This is a genomic window from Parafrankia discariae (assembly GCF_000373365.1).
In the GTDB taxonomy this organism is placed as follows: domain Bacteria; phylum Actinomycetota; class Actinomycetes; order Frankiales; family Frankiaceae; genus Parafrankia; species Parafrankia discariae.
On record NZ_KB891192.1, the window covers coordinates 62,905 to 77,243 of the forward strand.

Sequence of the window (14,339 nt, forward strand, 5' to 3'; positions counted from 1 at the left end):
GGTCGACCGGACCGTTTGAGGCCAACGCCCCCAATATGAAGGAAATCACGGATCGAACGTGGATCTCCTGTTGAAGTGGCATCGAGGGCGATATCGTCGGCTGGCTGATCGGGCGATGTCCCGGTCCCGGCGACGTCCGCGCGTAGGAGGCCTGATGCCCCGCACCCGCGCCCGTTACACCAGGGGCGGCGGAGCCTGGCGGCTCGTCGCGGCACTGGCCGCCTGGTGGCTGTGGATCCCGCTGGCGGTGTTCGTCTGGTGGGCCTTCATCAGCCTTTTCCTGGCGGGAATCGGCCCGCTTCATCTCGGCCTGTGGAGCTGGCTCGACAGTTGGTACGCGGTCGATTCCGGGCAGCGCTGGCTGTACGTCCTCATCGGGGCGGTGGGCAGCGCGGTCCTGACCGGGGTGTACCGGGAGGACGCGCCCGGGATGTCGACCGTCATCGCGGTCCTGGCTGTCGCCCTCGCCGCCACCGCCGTCGTGATGTTCGTCCGGGCCGTCTGGGACAACGACAAGGACCTGGGCCGTTTCTACTCGGCGGCGACCACGATCGTCGTCCCGGATGTCGACGAGCCGCCGGCCGGTGTCGCCGTTCTCCTCGACGGGAACCCGGTCGGCGACGGCGACCGCTGCGACCTGCTGGAACCGGCCGGCGACGACGTGCCGGTCTGCATCCGGGAGGGGACCCTGCCGAGCGACGGCTGGGAGCCGCGGCTGGGCTCGCTCGACGGGGCCCGCTTCGTGATGACCCGGAGCTCGGGGGGCGCGGGGAACGTCTCCCTGATGGAGGACACCCTCACCTACCTCAACGGCGGTGACGGGAACGACGGCGGGCCCCGCTGGTCCGGGATCCGGGACGGCGCCGGCCGCGCCACCCCGCTGGACGGCGTGGTGGAATGGACCGGCGGGACCGAGGCTCCGACGGAATGCCGTTTCAGCGGCGACCATCGCATCGACCGGGCTTTCGCCGGCGAACTGGGCAACAGCCTGCCGAATCTGCTGAACGACCGCTTTCCACGACTGTTCTTCGAGATCGACGACGCCTGGGGCTACTGCCGCGGCACCGAGCCGGTCATCGTCCTGCCGGTCCAGGAGCAGATCCATTACAAGCACCGGACGGTCATGACCACCGGCGGGATTGTGATCGTCCGCGGCTCGCCGTCCGGCGGCGCGATCCTCGAGCACCGGCGGTCCGTCCGTCCGGGTGAGCTGCCCGGTCCCGTCTACCCCGACTCGCTCGTGGAGGCGCAGCGCGACTCGGTGCGGTGGGCCGGGGGGCGCGGGCTGATGGACCGGGCGAACTTCGGCTTCGTCCCCGGCGACTCCACGAACCAGGAAGGCAACCACGCGGACTACCTGCTGCGCAGCGTCGACGACGGCCGGCTCTACTGGGTGACCCCGGCGGCGCCCCGCGCGAGCGACTCCCAGCGGTTCGTCGCGTACGAGCTGGTCCCGGCGGACACGGTGAACGCGGGTGAGCTCAACCCGCTGTCGGTCTTCGTCCTCGACGACGACGATCGTCGTATCGTCAACATCGACCAACTGGTCGCGGCCGCGGTCGAGTACCTCGCCCGCGCCGACCCCGGGCTGGTGAGTTCCGGCGGAAAGATCGTCGAGTTCCTCCCCCTGCACGACGACGTGTGGCAGGGCTACGTCGAGATCAACGGCCGGGTCGTCTACCGGATCTCCATCAGCTATTCGAACCGGATCCCGACCGAACTGGTCGCGCTGGCCGCCCGGGGCACCCCGACGCCGCCGTCGGGCGGGGGCACCGCGACCCCGGCACCGGAGCGGACCCAGCCGCCCGCGGACCAGTGCGGACGTCCACCGGGCCAGCTCTCCGCCGGGCAGCTCGCCGCCTGCATCCAGGCGTTCGCCGACGAGCTCGCCAGCCGCGCCCCGGCGGCGACCGCGACCGGGTGAGAGGAACGCGTCCGGCCTGAAGATGCCCCGACGACAGCGTGAGACGGACGGACTCCAGTGGATCTTCATCTGAACGGCAGGGTCGCGCTCGTCACCGGAGGCTCGCGCGGCATCGGGTACGCGATCGCCTCCCGCCTGTCGGCTGAGGGCTGCCGGGTGGGAATCTGCGGACGCGATCCCGACACGCTCGCGGCGGCGACAGCCGGCCTCGGACGGGCCGACTCCGACGTCGTCGGCGTCGTCGCCGACGTGACCGGACCGGGCGAGGTCGAACGCTTCGTCGATACCGCCGCCGAGGCCCTCGGCGGCGTCGGCCTGCTGGTCGCGAACGTCGGCGGCACCGTCGGCGGGAGCCTGCTCGACTCCACCCCCGACGACTGGTCCCGGACGTTCGAGCTCAACACCGGGCACGCCGTCCGGGCGATCCGCACCGCCGTCCCACACATGCGGGACAACGGCGGCGGCGCGGTCGTCATCGTCTCGTCGATCTCCGCGTCGAAGCCGTCGCCGCAGGCGCAGTACGGGGCGGCCAAGGCCGCCGAGAACTACCTGGCCTCGGCCTTCGCCCGGGAGCTGGGCCCGCTCAATATCCGCGTCAACGCGGTGAGCCCGGGATCCGTCCTCTTCCCCGGCGGCGGGTGGGAGCTGTACTCCCGGCGGCACCCGGACGCGTTCGACGAGTTCGTCCAGCGAGACTTCCCCGCCCGCCGGCTGGGCACCGTCGACGAGGTGGCGGACGTGGTCACTTTCCTGCTCTCGCCCCGGGCCAGCTGGGTGAACGGAGCCACCGTCGCCGTGGACGGCGCCCAGGGCCGACCGAGCGCCAGCGGGTACTGAGCCGGCCGGCAGGGCGGCAGTCCGACGGGTCCCGCGAGCCGGCCACGATGGGCACCCGGCGTGCCGCGGTGAGACGGGCTGACGGAACCGGCCGGTGACAGCGCACAGGCGGTGACCCTCAGCACCCGAAACCTCACCAGTGGATGCTCGACGAGGGGCGGGAGATCCGCGGGGCCCGGTTCCGAGGCGGCCACCGCGCCCCCCATCCGAGGCTCGGGCGCAACTCACGCTACCATTAACGCTAACTTAGCTTAACAAGCTAACTACATCACCATCCGCAACATGGACAATACGCCGCGAATCCGACATCAATCAGAGCACCGGCTATTCTATTCATACCCAGCTGACGATTTGGAGCGTGCGTGAGCGGCTCGAGAAGCTCCACTGCGCAGGTCGGCATGATCGTGCGCGCCCCGAAGACCGCCGAGATCATTGCGACTCACCTGCGAGGTCAGGTGGTGCGGGGCGAGTTGCGGACCGGGCAGACCCTGCCGCCCGAGACCCAGTTGATGGAGCAGTTCGGTGTGTCGCGGCCGACCTTGCGCGAGGCGTTCCGCATCCTCGAGGCCGAGTCGCTCATCAGTGTCCGCCGGGGGAGCCGCGGTGGGGCGCAGGTGACCACGCCGGACCTTTCGGTCGCCGCCCGAGCCGTCGGGCTGCAGCTGCAGATCCAGGGGACGACGATCGACGACGTCTACCAGGCCCGGATGGTCTCCGAGCCCGCCTGTGCGCGGCTGCTCGCGCAGCGGCGCGAGGACCAGGACATCGCCGATCTGACCGAGGTGGTCGAGGCGCTGAAGGCCGAGGTCGCCAAGCACGGGACGTTCGTGCCGGACCCCGACGTCTGGTCGTCACTGACCTACCGCTTCCACGAACTGATCCTGCAGCGCTCGGGCAACAGGACCCTGGCGGTCCAGGGCGCGGTCCTGCAGGACATCGTGGCGACGCACATCCGCACGCGGGTCCAGCGCTACGACGAGAACGACACGCCGGAGCGCTTCCAGCGGGTGATCCGCTCGTACGAGAGGTTCATCAGCCTGATCCGGAACAGGAACGCCGACATGGCGGAGCGGCACTGGCGCTCGCACATGGAGGCCGCGGCCCAGTACCTGCTCAAGGACGACCTCAGGAACAAGTCCGTCGTCGAGCTGTTCTCCTGACCCGGCCGGCGCGCCGGCCGCCGGACCCGTTTCGGACGGACGTTCAGGCGGGTTTCGCCGGCGGCCGGCGGACGGGACGGTTCAGCGAGGGGCCATCCGGATGGCCCCGTCCAGCCGGACGGTCTCGCCGTTCACATACGGGTTCTCGAGCAGGCTGATCGCCATGTGGGCGTAGTCCTCGGGTGAGCCGAGCCGACTGGGATGAGGCACGGTGCGCTCGAGCGCCTCGCGGATGTCCGCGCGCAGCCGGGCCAGCATCGGGGTGTCGAAGACGCCGGGCGCGATCGTGTTGACGCGGATCTGCCGGCTGGCCAGGTCGCGCGCGGCCACGAGCGTGATTCCGTGCACACCCGCCTTCGACGCGGTGTAGGATGTCTGCCCGATCTGGCCGTCGAACGCGGCGACCGAGGCCGTCAGCACGACGGCGCCACGCTCGCCGTCGACGATCTCGCCCGCGGCGATCCGCGCGGCCGCCAGGCGCAGCACGTTGTAGGTGCCGATCAGGTTCACCCGCACGACCTCGGCGAAGGTGTCCAGGGCACCCGGCCGGTCGTCCCGGTCGAGGATGCGGACGCGGTCTCCGCCACGGCCGGCACAGTGCACGACCGCGCGCAACGTGCCGTGCGCCTGCTGGGCCACGTCCAGGGCGTGGTTCACCGAGGCCTCGTCGGCGACGTCGGTCTCGATGTACACGGCCCGGTCACCGAGCGCGGCGAGGACGCCCTCTCCCGGCGGGTTGAGATCGGCGATCGCGACCTCCGCTCCCGCGGCGGCCAGCCGTCGCGCGGTCGCCAGGCCCAGGCCGGACGAGCCGCCGGTGACGAATGCCGGGACGGACTTCAGGTTCATGACGCTCCTCGGGGCGACGGGCGGGAGAAACCGTCGATGCCGCGGCCCGGGTCTGGCCCGGCGTCAGGCATCGATCAGCTCGATGACGGTCGCGTTGGCCATACCGCCGGCCTCGCACATGGTCTGCAGGCCGTAGCGGACGCCGTGGTCACGCATGTGGTGGATCATGCGGGTCATCAGGATCGCGCCCGAGGCGCCGAGCGGGTGGCCCACCGCGATCGCGCCCCCGAGCGGGTTCAGCCGGGCGTGGTCGGCGCCCGTCTCGATCTCCCAGGCGAGCGGGACGCTCGCGAACGCCTCGTTCACCTCGTACACGCCGATGTCGGCGATCGTGAGCCCCGCCCGCTTCAGGACCTTCTCCGTCGCGGGGATCGGAGCGGTCAACATGATCACCGGATCGTCACCGGCGACCGTACCGGCATGGAAGCGCGCGAGCGGTCGCAGGCCCAGCTCGGCCGCCCGTTCGCTGGTCGTGATCAGTAGTGCCGCGCTGCCGTCGGAGATCTGGGAACTGTTGCCCGCGTGGATCACCCCGTCCTCGCGGAACGCGGGCTTCAGCGCACCGAGCTTCTCGAGCGTCGTCTCCCGCCGCACTCCCTCGTCGGCGGTGAGGACGCCGTCCGGTCCCTCGACGGGAACGAGCTGCGCGTCGAACGCGCCCGAGTCGGCGGCCGCCATCGCGCGGTGGTGCGACTCCAGGGCGAACTCGTCGAGCCGGGTCCGGGACAGGCCCCACCGGTGCGCGATCTCCTCGGCGCCGAGACCCTGGCTGAAGCTGTCCCGCTGGTAGCGCGCGCGCACCCGGGGGCCGAACGGCTCGCCGACGGCCCGGGCCGAGCCCAGCGGCACCCGGCTCATCGACTCGACGCCGCCGGCGACGACGAGGTCGTACTGGCCCGCCATCACCCCGGCCGCGGCGAAGTGGAGCGCCTGCTGACTCGAGCCGCAGGCCCGGTCCAGCGTCACGCCGGGAACGCTTTCCGGCCAGCCGGCGGCCAGCACGGCCAGGCGGGCGACGTTTGTCGACTGATCGCCGATCTGGGTGACGCACCCGAAGATGACGTCGTCGATGAGCTCGGGTGCGACCTGTGCGCGCTCGGTGAGCGTCCGGAGCACATCCGAGGCCAGATCGACCGGGTGAACGCCTCGCAGCGTGCCGTTGCGCCGACCGATCGGCGTCCGTACCGCTTCGACGATGACGGCGTCCCGCACGGCAACCCCCTTCATTGAGTTCAATAGGTTGAACATAATTCAACTGAGAGAACAAGCTAGGAGGCGACTCTCCGCCTGTCAACGTGGCCGCCCTCGAGGCCCGCACCGAGGCCCGCACCGCCACCACAAGATCGCCGAGGGCGGCCGGGCGGCGGCCGGCACTCGCCGGCAACCGACCTATCAGTTATCTTATTACACCTATAGCGTACGGTGAACGGATTGGACCGCCTCGGTCATGGCGCGGTACCGCCCGCTCGCCACGGAATCGACCATCCGGAAAGGCCCGCATGAGCACGCATGACTCGGCGTCGTCCGTCGGAGACAGCGCCCGCAGCCTGATCGCCCGGCGGATCTTCGGCGTGCTGGCGCTCGACCCCGCCGCGACCGCGCTGACCTTCGGTGACCGCACCTTTCCCTGGTCCTACTACGCCGACGCCATCACCGATCTGGACGCGCTGCTGGCCGAGTACCCGCGGGCCCGGCAGATCGGGATCGTGCTGCGCAACCGTCCCGGCCAGCTGTGCTCCGTGATCGCCACCATCGCCACCGGCCGGACGGTCGTGACGTTGAGCCCGCACCTCGGGGACACCGGCCTGGCCGAGGACATCGTCGATCTGGCACCCGACGTGGTGGTCGCCGATGAGGAGGACTGGGCCCGCGCCGCGATGGTCGAGGCCACGGCGGCTGTCGGCGCGATCGCGCTGTGCACCGGCCCCGGCCGGGCGTTCGTCCGGCACCCGATGCCGGCCCCGTCGTCCCCCGCGTACAAGCCCGCCGCCGACGTCGCCGTCCTCATGATGACCAGCGGCACCACCGGCCGGCCCAAGCGCGTCGAGCTCACCTACCAGCGGATGGCCGCGGCGTTCCGCGCCGCGGGAACCCCCGTCGACGAGGGCCGGGAGCTTCGCCTGCACCGGCGGACCGCCATCCTCTGGGCTTCGCTCGCCCACATCAGCGGCCTCTACTTCGCGATCGCCCACGCGATGGAGGGCAGGAGCATCGCCCTGCTCGAGAAGTTCGAGGTCCAGGCCTGGGCCGAGCTCGTCCGCCGCCACCGGCCGGGCTATGTCCGCCTCGCCCCGACCGCCATGCGCATGGTGCTCAACGCCGACCTGCCTCGGGACGTCTTCGAGAACGTCTTCGCCGTCGGTTCGGGGACCGCGCCCCTGCCCGCCGAACTCGCCGACGCCTTCGAAGACCGCTACGGGGTCCCGGTCCTCGGCACCTACGGCGCCACCGAGTTCGCCGGCGCGATCGCCGGCTGGACCATCGACGACAAGCGGGAATGGGGCACTCGCAAGCGAGGCAGCGTCGGGCGCGCGTACGACGGCATCGACCTGCGGGTGGTGGATCGCGACAGCGCGACGGTTCTCGCGCCGGGCGTGGTCGGGCTGCTCGAGGCGCGCGGGGGACAACTGTCCGACGACGGTGGTGCCTGGATCCGCACCACCGACCTGGCCTCGATCGACGACGACGGCTTCCTGTTCATCCACGGCCGGGCCGACGACGCGATCAGCCGCGGCGGCTTCAAGATCCCGCCGAGCGTGATCGAGGAGGCCCTGGCCCAGCACCCGGCGGTCGACGAGGCCTCGGCCGTGGGGCTCGCCGACCCGCGGCTGGGTGAGGTCCCGGTGGTCGCGGTCACGCTGAGCGCGCCCGCGACGGAGGCGGAGCTGATGGAGTTCCTCTCGGCCCGGTTGACGCGCTACCAGCGGCCGGTCGACCTCGCGATCGTCGACGCGCTGCCGCGTACCCCGTCGCTGAAGGTGAGCCGCGCCCTCGTCCGGGAACAGATCTTCGCCCGCCGGCCCACCGCGACCTGACAGGCGCGCCGGGGCCACAACGGCGGCCGCGACGACGCCGCGCACCTCGACGGGCGCGACGGGCGCGGGAGCTCGAGGACTCGACCGACGCGACGGGAGAAGAGGAGAACGGGTATGACCACACAGCAGACCTCGGCCTACGGCGTCCTCACCGACGAGGCGTTCGAACGGGCGCGGCGACGGACCGGGGTGCCGCAGCGCCTGCGCCCGCCGCACATCACCGAGGTGCACGTCGACGCCACCCGCCATTTCGCCTACGGCTACGGCGACGACAACCCGCTCTACTGCGAGCGCGACTACGGCCGCACCACCCGCTGGGGCGGGCTGATCGCTCCCCCGAACTTCCTCTACTGCATGGGCGAGAACGCCGCACCGGACCCGACGCCGGAGCAGAAGCAGCTACTGAAGGGCGACCCCTTCGCCGGCCTGGGCTCGTACCAGGCGGCCATGGAGTTCGAGTACTACCGGCCGCTGCGGGCCGGCGACCTGTGCCGGATGATCCGGGCGCAGGTCGGCGTCCAGGACAAGCGGAGCAGCTTCGGAGGCCGGTCGGCTCACGTGACCAACGACTTCCTGTTCGCCAACGGCGCGGGTGAGATCGTGGCCGTCCAGCGGGGCACCTGGATCAACGCCGAACGCCACACCAGCCGGCAGCGGTCGTCGGCCAAGCCACCGGTCGACTTCTCGCCCTACTCCGACTCCCAGCTCGCCGAGATCGACGCGGCCTACGACCGCGAGACCCGTCGCGGCGCCGTGACCCGCTATTTCGAGGACGTCGAGATCGGCGAGGAGATCCAGCCGCGGGTCAAGGGCCCGCTCGTCGTCACCGACATCGTCGTCTGGCACGTCGGCTGGGGCATGCAGCTCACCCCGCCCGGCGCGTACGGGATCTCACGCAGGATCCGCAGGAAGGCGCCGGGGCTGTACCCGCCGAACTCCCGCAACATCCCCGACACCGTGCAGCGACTGCACTGGGAGCCCGAGCGCGCCGCCGAACTCGGGCTGCCGATGAGCTACGACTACGGCGCCATGCGGGAGACCTGGCTGACGCACGCACTGACCGACTGGATGGGCGACGACGGCTGGCTGTTCAGGCTGCGCTGCGAACACCGCCGGTTCAACTACGTCGGCGACACCACCTGGGTGCGCGGGCGGGTCGTCGACAAGGTGCAGGTGGACGGCCGCAACGAGGTGCACCTCGAGCTGAGCTGCCAGAACCAGCGCGGTGAGACGACGACGCCGGGGACGGCCGTCGTGCTGCTGCCGACCCGCGAGGCCCCGGTCACGCTCCCCGCACCTCCGGCCGACACGCTCGACGAGCTCCTCGAGGTCGAGATCGCCCGGCTCGCGTGAGCGGCTGGATCCCTCCCCTGGGTCTGCGTCACCAGGTCCCCTTGCCAGCGAAGACTAATAATTAGATTATCTGTCTATATCGCGCACGTCGCCGCCTCCCGTGACGGTCCGGCGCGTCCAGCGACGAGGAGGGCGACTGCCCAGTGGACTTCGAACTCACCGAGGAGCAGGCGATGCTCCGCGAGGTGTCTCGAACGATGCTGTCCACCCACTGCCCTCCCGCCCGGGTGCGTTCGCTCGTCGGCTCCGGCGGCGACCTCGACGACAAGCTGTGGCAGCACGGCGTGGAGCTCGGCTGGACCGGCCTCGCGGCGCCCGAACAGCTGGGCGGCTCCGCCCAGGGGCTGGTCGAGCTGAGCCTGGTCGCCGAGGAGATCGGCCGCGCGGTCGCCCCCGGCCCGGTCGTCGAGACCGCGCTGGTGGCGCTCACCGCGGCCCGGTCCGGACACCCCGAGCTCGGCCCGGTGGCGGCCGCGCTGGCCAACGGCCAGGCGCGGGCCAGCCTCGCCCACCACGGCACGGTGCGCGCGGTACGCGACGGCGACGCACTGGTTCTCGACGGCCACGTGACGGCGGTCCAGGCCGCCGCGGCCGTCGACTGGCTGCTCGTGACCGCCTCGACGGACGACGGTCCCGCCGCCGTCCTGGTGCCGACGCCGCCCGGCGGCACCCGCCGCCGCCGCACGCTCGACGAGACGCGCGGCTGGTACGACGTGGCTCTCACCGGCATCCGGGTACCCGCGACCCACGTCGCCGCGAGCGGGCCCGCGCAGGTGCGGTGGCTGGTGGCCGCGGCAGGCGTCCTCACCGCCGCGGACGCCCTCGGCGCCGGGGAACGGCTGCTCGAGATGACCGTCGAGCACGTTCTGGTGCGCGAGCAGTTCGGCCGGCCACTCGGAAGCTTCCAGTCGGTCAAGCACAAGGTCACGGACATGCTCACGCTCGTCAAGGGCGCCCGCGCCGCGACCTACTACGCCGCGATGACGCTGGACGCCGGGACCGACGACGGTGATCTGGCAGCGAGCGCGGCCAAGGCGTTCACCGCCGAGGGGATGAGCGCACTCGCCGGCGAGGCGCTCCAGGCGCACGGCGGCATCGGCTTCACCTGGGAGCACGACCTGCACCTGTACCTGCGCCGGGTGAAGGTCGACGAGGTGCTGTTCGGCGCACCCGCCGAGCACTACGAGCGGGTGGTCTCGCTGCTGGCGCAGGCCCGCGGCGTCGAGGTCGGATCCGCCCCCGACCGGCGGCCGGCCGGGGACCGGTCACACCTCGGCACCTGAAGCGACCTCCCTGCGGCCCGGACCCGCCGCGAACCTGCCCGCCGCCGTCGGCCCCGCCAGCCGTCGGGAGCGGGTCATCCGAATTCCAGGGCCTCGATATTCCAGGGCCTCGACGGCCTCGACCGACCGCGGAGCGACGCATGTGGGATTTCTCGACCGAGCCTGAGTTCCAGGAGAAGCTGGACTGGATGGCACGATTCGTCCGCGAGGAGTGCGAACCCCTCGACCTGCTCTTCCCGCACGGGGGCGATCCGTACGACGTCCACAACAAGGCGTCGCGGGCCATCCTGAAGCCGCTGCAGGCGCAGGTTCGCGAGCAGGGGCTGTGGGCCTGTCACCTGGGACCGGAGCTGGGCGGCCACGGCTTCGGCCAGATGAAGCTCGCGCTGATGAACGAGATCCTCGGCCGCTCCTACTGGGCGCCCACCGTCTTCGGCACGGCGGCTCCCGACACCGGTAACGCCGAGATCCTCGCGATGTTCGGCACGCCGGAGCAGAAGCAGCGCTACCTGCAGCCGCTGCTCGACGGCGAGATCGTCTCCTGCTTCTCGATGACCGAGCCGCAGGGTGGCGCCGACCCCAAGGAGTTCGCCTGCACGGCGACCCGGGACGGCGACGAATGGGTCATCGAGGGCGAGAAGTGGTTCTCCTCGAACGCCCGCTACGCGGCTTTTTTGATCGTCATGGCGGTCACCGACCTCGACGCCGCCCCGCACCGGCGGATGTCCATGCTCGTGGTGCCCGCCGAGACGCCCGGCATCGAGATCCTGCGCAACGTCGGCACCATCAACGAGCGGGACGACTTCGACGAGGGCATCCACGGCTACATCCGCTACAACCGGGTGCGGGTCCCGTTGGACGCCATGCTCGGCGCGCCGGGCGAGGGCTTCAAGGTCGCCCAGGCCCGGCTCGGCGGCGGCCGCGTCCACCACGCCATGCGGGTCGTGGGCAAGTGCCAGCGGGCCTTCGACATGCTGTGCGAGCGGGCGCTGTCGCGGCACACGCAGGGCAAGGTCCTCGCCGAGCACCAGTTCGTGCAGGGCTTCGTCGCCGACTCGGCGATCCAGCTCCAGCAGTTCCGGCTGCTCGTCCTGCAGACGGCGTGGATCATCGACAACCAGCCGCACGGGGCGGCCCGCACCCACATCGCGATGTGCAAGGTCGCCCTGGCGCAGGTACAGCACGACATCATCCAGCGGGCACTGCACCTGCACGGCTCGCTGGGCACCACCCACGAAACCCCGCTCGGCGCCTGGTGGGCCGGCGTGCCGCAGCTCGCCCTCGCCGACGGGCCCACCGAGGTGCACAAGGCCACCGTCGCCAAGCAGGTCCTGAAGGGCTACCGCCCGGCGCCCGGCCTCTTCCCCACCGAGCACCTGCCGACCCGGCGCGCCGCCGCCCGCGAGCGGTATGCGGACGTTCTCCAGGAATTCGGACTGTGACCAGCGCCGACGGCCAACCCGCCGACCTGTTCGACCTCACCGGCAAGATCGTCCTGGTCACCGGCGGCAGCCGGGGCCTCGGCCGGGAGATGGTGCTGGCCTTCGCCCGCGCCGGCGCCGACGTGGTGATCGCCAGCCGCAAGCTCGACAGCTGCGAGCAGCTGGCGGCGCAGGTCGAGGCGCTCGGCCGGAAAGCCCTGCCGGTCGCCGCCCATGTCGGGCGCTGGGACGAGTGCGACAGCCTCGTCGAACGGGCCTACAGCCATTTCGGCCGGGTCGACGTCCTCGTCAACAACGCCGGCATGTCGCCGCTGGCGCCGTCCTCGGCGCTGACCTCCGAGGACCTCTTCGACAAGGTGATCGGGGTTAACTTCAAGGGCCCGTTCCGGCTGAGCTCGCTGATCGGACAGCGGATGCACGACGGCGACGGGGGCTCCATCATCAACATCTCGTCCAGCGGCGCGCTGTTCCCGTCCCCCCGGTTCGGGCCGTACGCCGGCGCGAAGGCGGCGCTCAACGCGCTGACCACCGTGCTCGCCCTGGAGTTCGCGCCCAACGTCCGGGTGAACACCATCTCCGCGGGGCCGTTTCTCACCGACATCTCCAAGCACTGGCCCGACGAGAGCAAGCGGACGTGGAAGAACGCGGCCGGCCGCGCCGGGAACCCGGAGGAGATCGCCACCACCGCGCTCTACCTGGCCTCCCCGGCCTCGAGCTACACCACCGGATCACTCATCCGGGTCGACGGCGGACTGCGCTGACCCCGGCACCTCCCCCGAGCCGCACCTCTCGCCTGTGCCCTGCCCCGCACTCGTGCCCCGCCCATCGTCCGCGCCTCGCCCTCCGCCGGGCTCCGGCCCCGCTCCCGCCGCGGGCCCCTGCCGGACGCTCACCGGGCTCCCCCGTCCTGCCGCCCACCTGCGGACCAGGACCTCCAGGAGCGCGCTCACCCACCCGGCCGGAGCACCGATCGCACCCGAACGCACAGGTCACGAGCGGAACGACCAGAAACGGGTCACCTAGTTAGATCATTGACAAAATCTAGCCGGTGGCCTACTAATCTAGTTCAATCATCTACCTGCTTGCTTCTCGGGCGGGCTGATCACTGGCGCGGGTGCACGGTCGCCCGCCTTACAGGAGCGGGACGACACATGATCCACATGGAACACAGACTCGCGACCCGGGCGACCCGCCGCGGGGCGGTGGCTGCCCTCGCCGCGGCGACGCTGCTCGGCGTGGCGGCCTGCGGGAGCGACAGCGGGTCGGACAGCGGTGGCTCGGGCCCGACCACCGCCAGCACCGCCATTCCCGCCGCCCTCGCGAGCTACTTCCCGGGCAAGGCCGCCAGCGGCGACCCGGTGAAGATCGGATTACTGAACACCGAGGGCGGTCCCGCGTTGTCCGACCCCGAGATCGGCGACGCCGCCGTCGCGGCGGCCGAGTACGCCAACGCCCATCTGGGCGGCATCGCCGGGCACCCGATCGAGATCGACCGCTGCGGGATCCTCGAGGACGTCGCCTCGTCGGTCAAGTGCGCGAACCAGATGGTCGAGGACAAGGTCGCGGCCGTCGTGGTCACCACGACCGGCTTCGGTGAGTCCATCGTGCCGATCATCACCAAGGCCGGCATCCCGTACGTGTCGGTGGCCGGGGCGAGCAGCGGCGAGTTCACCAGCAAGAACGCCTTCATGTGGACGGGCGGCTTCGCCGCGACCCTGTCCGCGATGGCCACGTACTCGGCCGAGCAGGGCTACAAGAAGGTCGCCGCCTTCGTGACCGACGTGCCGGCCGCGACCGGCGGGGCGGCCAAGATCGGCGTCCCCGCGTTCAAGGCGGCCGGGGTCGAGTTCACGGTCGTGCCGGTCACACCCGGCACGGCGGACGCGACGCCCCAGGTGACCAGTGGCCTCGCCGGCAAGCCGGACGCCGCGATCCTGATCTTCAACTCCACCGGCTGCACGACGGCGCTGCAGGCGCTCAGCGTGGTCAACCCGACCATTCCCAAGCTGGGCATCACCGGCTGCCTCGACCCGGCGACGGTCGACGCCGTGGGCGACGCGATCGAAGGTGCCAAAATCTTCGGCGTCTCCTCGGTCGAGACCGACGATCCCGAGGCGCAGCTCTACCGGACCGTGATGGCCAAGTACGCGCCCAAGGCGTCGATCTCGGGCTACACGCCGGTCGGTTACCAGGGAATGCTCGGCCTGATCCGGGCCACCGCCGACCTGACCGGCTCCGTCACCAGCGGCTCGATCCTCGCCGCCCTCGCGCAGGCCAAGGACGTCCCGCTGCCGGCCGGTACCGGCATCACCTTCACCTGCGACGGCAAGCAGCTTCCCGGCCTGACCACGGTCTGCTCCGCGGGCGAGATCGTCCTGACGGTGAAGGACGGCAAGGGCACGCAGCCCGAGACCGTCGACAACTGAGTCCAGGCCTCATCCAGAAGGGCGGCCGCA

Annotated in this window: 11 protein-coding genes; 9 read left to right on the top strand and 2 right to left on the bottom strand. The window is 71.2% G+C overall.

All coding sequences use genetic code 11. The features are described from left to right. Nucleotides 1-154: 154 nt before the first annotated feature. From B056_RS0110535 to B056_RS0110545, 3 genes are all read left to right on the top strand, one after another. Nucleotides 155-1,924 carry a hypothetical protein gene (locus B056_RS0110535; RefSeq protein WP_018501829.1) on the top strand — a complete coding sequence of 590 codons (1,770 nt, stop codon included), beginning with the start codon at nt 155-157 and terminating at the stop codon, nt 1,922-1,924. Nucleotides 1,925-1,981: 57 nt separating this feature from the next. Beyond that, a complete protein-coding gene (locus B056_RS0110540) occupies nt 1,982-2,761 on the top strand; it encodes an SDR family NAD(P)-dependent oxidoreductase (protein ID WP_018501830.1) in 780 nt (259 codons plus the stop codon). A gap of 398 nt (nt 2,762-3,159) precedes the next feature. Next, on the top strand, nt 3,160-3,921 hold the full coding sequence (locus B056_RS0110545) for a FadR/GntR family transcriptional regulator (RefSeq protein ID WP_018501831.1): 762 nt from the start codon (nt 3,160-3,162) through the stop codon (nt 3,919-3,921). Nucleotides 3,922-4,002: 81 nt separating this feature from the next. Here B056_RS0110545 and B056_RS0110550 read toward each other — a convergent pair whose 3' ends face one another. Next, nucleotides 4,003-4,770, bottom strand: coding sequence for an SDR family NAD(P)-dependent oxidoreductase (locus B056_RS0110550; RefSeq protein WP_018501832.1), 768 nt, complete (start codon nt 4,768-4,770; stop codon nt 4,003-4,005). 63 nt (nt 4,771-4,833) lie between these two features. Then, nucleotides 4,834-5,982 carry a thiolase family protein gene (locus B056_RS0110555; protein WP_018501833.1) on the bottom strand — a complete coding sequence of 383 codons (1,149 nt, stop codon included), beginning with the start codon at nt 5,980-5,982 and terminating at the stop codon, nt 4,834-4,836. Nucleotides 5,983-6,269: 287 nt separating this feature from the next. Here B056_RS0110555 and B056_RS0110560 point away from each other — a divergent pair, with 287 nt between their 5' ends. From B056_RS0110560 to B056_RS0110585, 6 genes are all read left to right on the top strand, one after another. After that, on the top strand, nt 6,270-7,805 hold the full coding sequence (locus tag B056_RS0110560) for a class I adenylate-forming enzyme family protein (protein ID WP_018501834.1): 1,536 nt from the start codon (nt 6,270-6,272) through the stop codon (nt 7,803-7,805). 114 nt (nt 7,806-7,919) lie between these two features. Beyond that, a complete protein-coding gene (locus B056_RS0110565; protein ID WP_018501835.1) occupies nt 7,920-9,158 on the top strand; it encodes an FAS1-like dehydratase domain-containing protein in 1,239 nt (412 codons plus the stop codon). Between the two features lie 143 nt (nt 9,159-9,301). After that, nucleotides 9,302-10,441 carry an acyl-CoA dehydrogenase family protein gene (locus tag B056_RS0110570; protein WP_018501836.1) on the top strand — a complete coding sequence of 380 codons (1,140 nt, stop codon included), beginning with the start codon at nt 9,302-9,304 and terminating at the stop codon, nt 10,439-10,441. A 140-nt stretch (nt 10,442-10,581) separates the two neighbouring features. Then, nucleotides 10,582-11,883: an acyl-CoA dehydrogenase family protein gene (locus B056_RS0110575; protein ID WP_018501837.1), complete on the top strand. Its 1,302-nt coding sequence runs from the start codon at nt 10,582-10,584 to the stop codon at nt 11,881-11,883. Further along, nucleotides 11,880-12,644 carry an SDR family NAD(P)-dependent oxidoreductase gene (locus B056_RS0110580; protein ID WP_018501838.1) on the top strand — a complete coding sequence of 255 codons (765 nt, stop codon included), beginning with the start codon at nt 11,880-11,882 and terminating at the stop codon, nt 12,642-12,644. Before B056_RS0110575 ends, B056_RS0110580 begins: the two co-directional genes overlap by 4 nt. A gap of 390 nt (nt 12,645-13,034) precedes the next feature. After that, complete coding sequence (locus tag B056_RS0110585; RefSeq protein ID WP_018501839.1) at nt 13,035-14,309, top strand: ABC transporter substrate-binding protein; 1,275 nt, start codon at nt 13,035-13,037, stop codon at nt 14,307-14,309. The last annotated feature ends 30 nt before the right edge of the window (nt 14,310-14,339 follow it).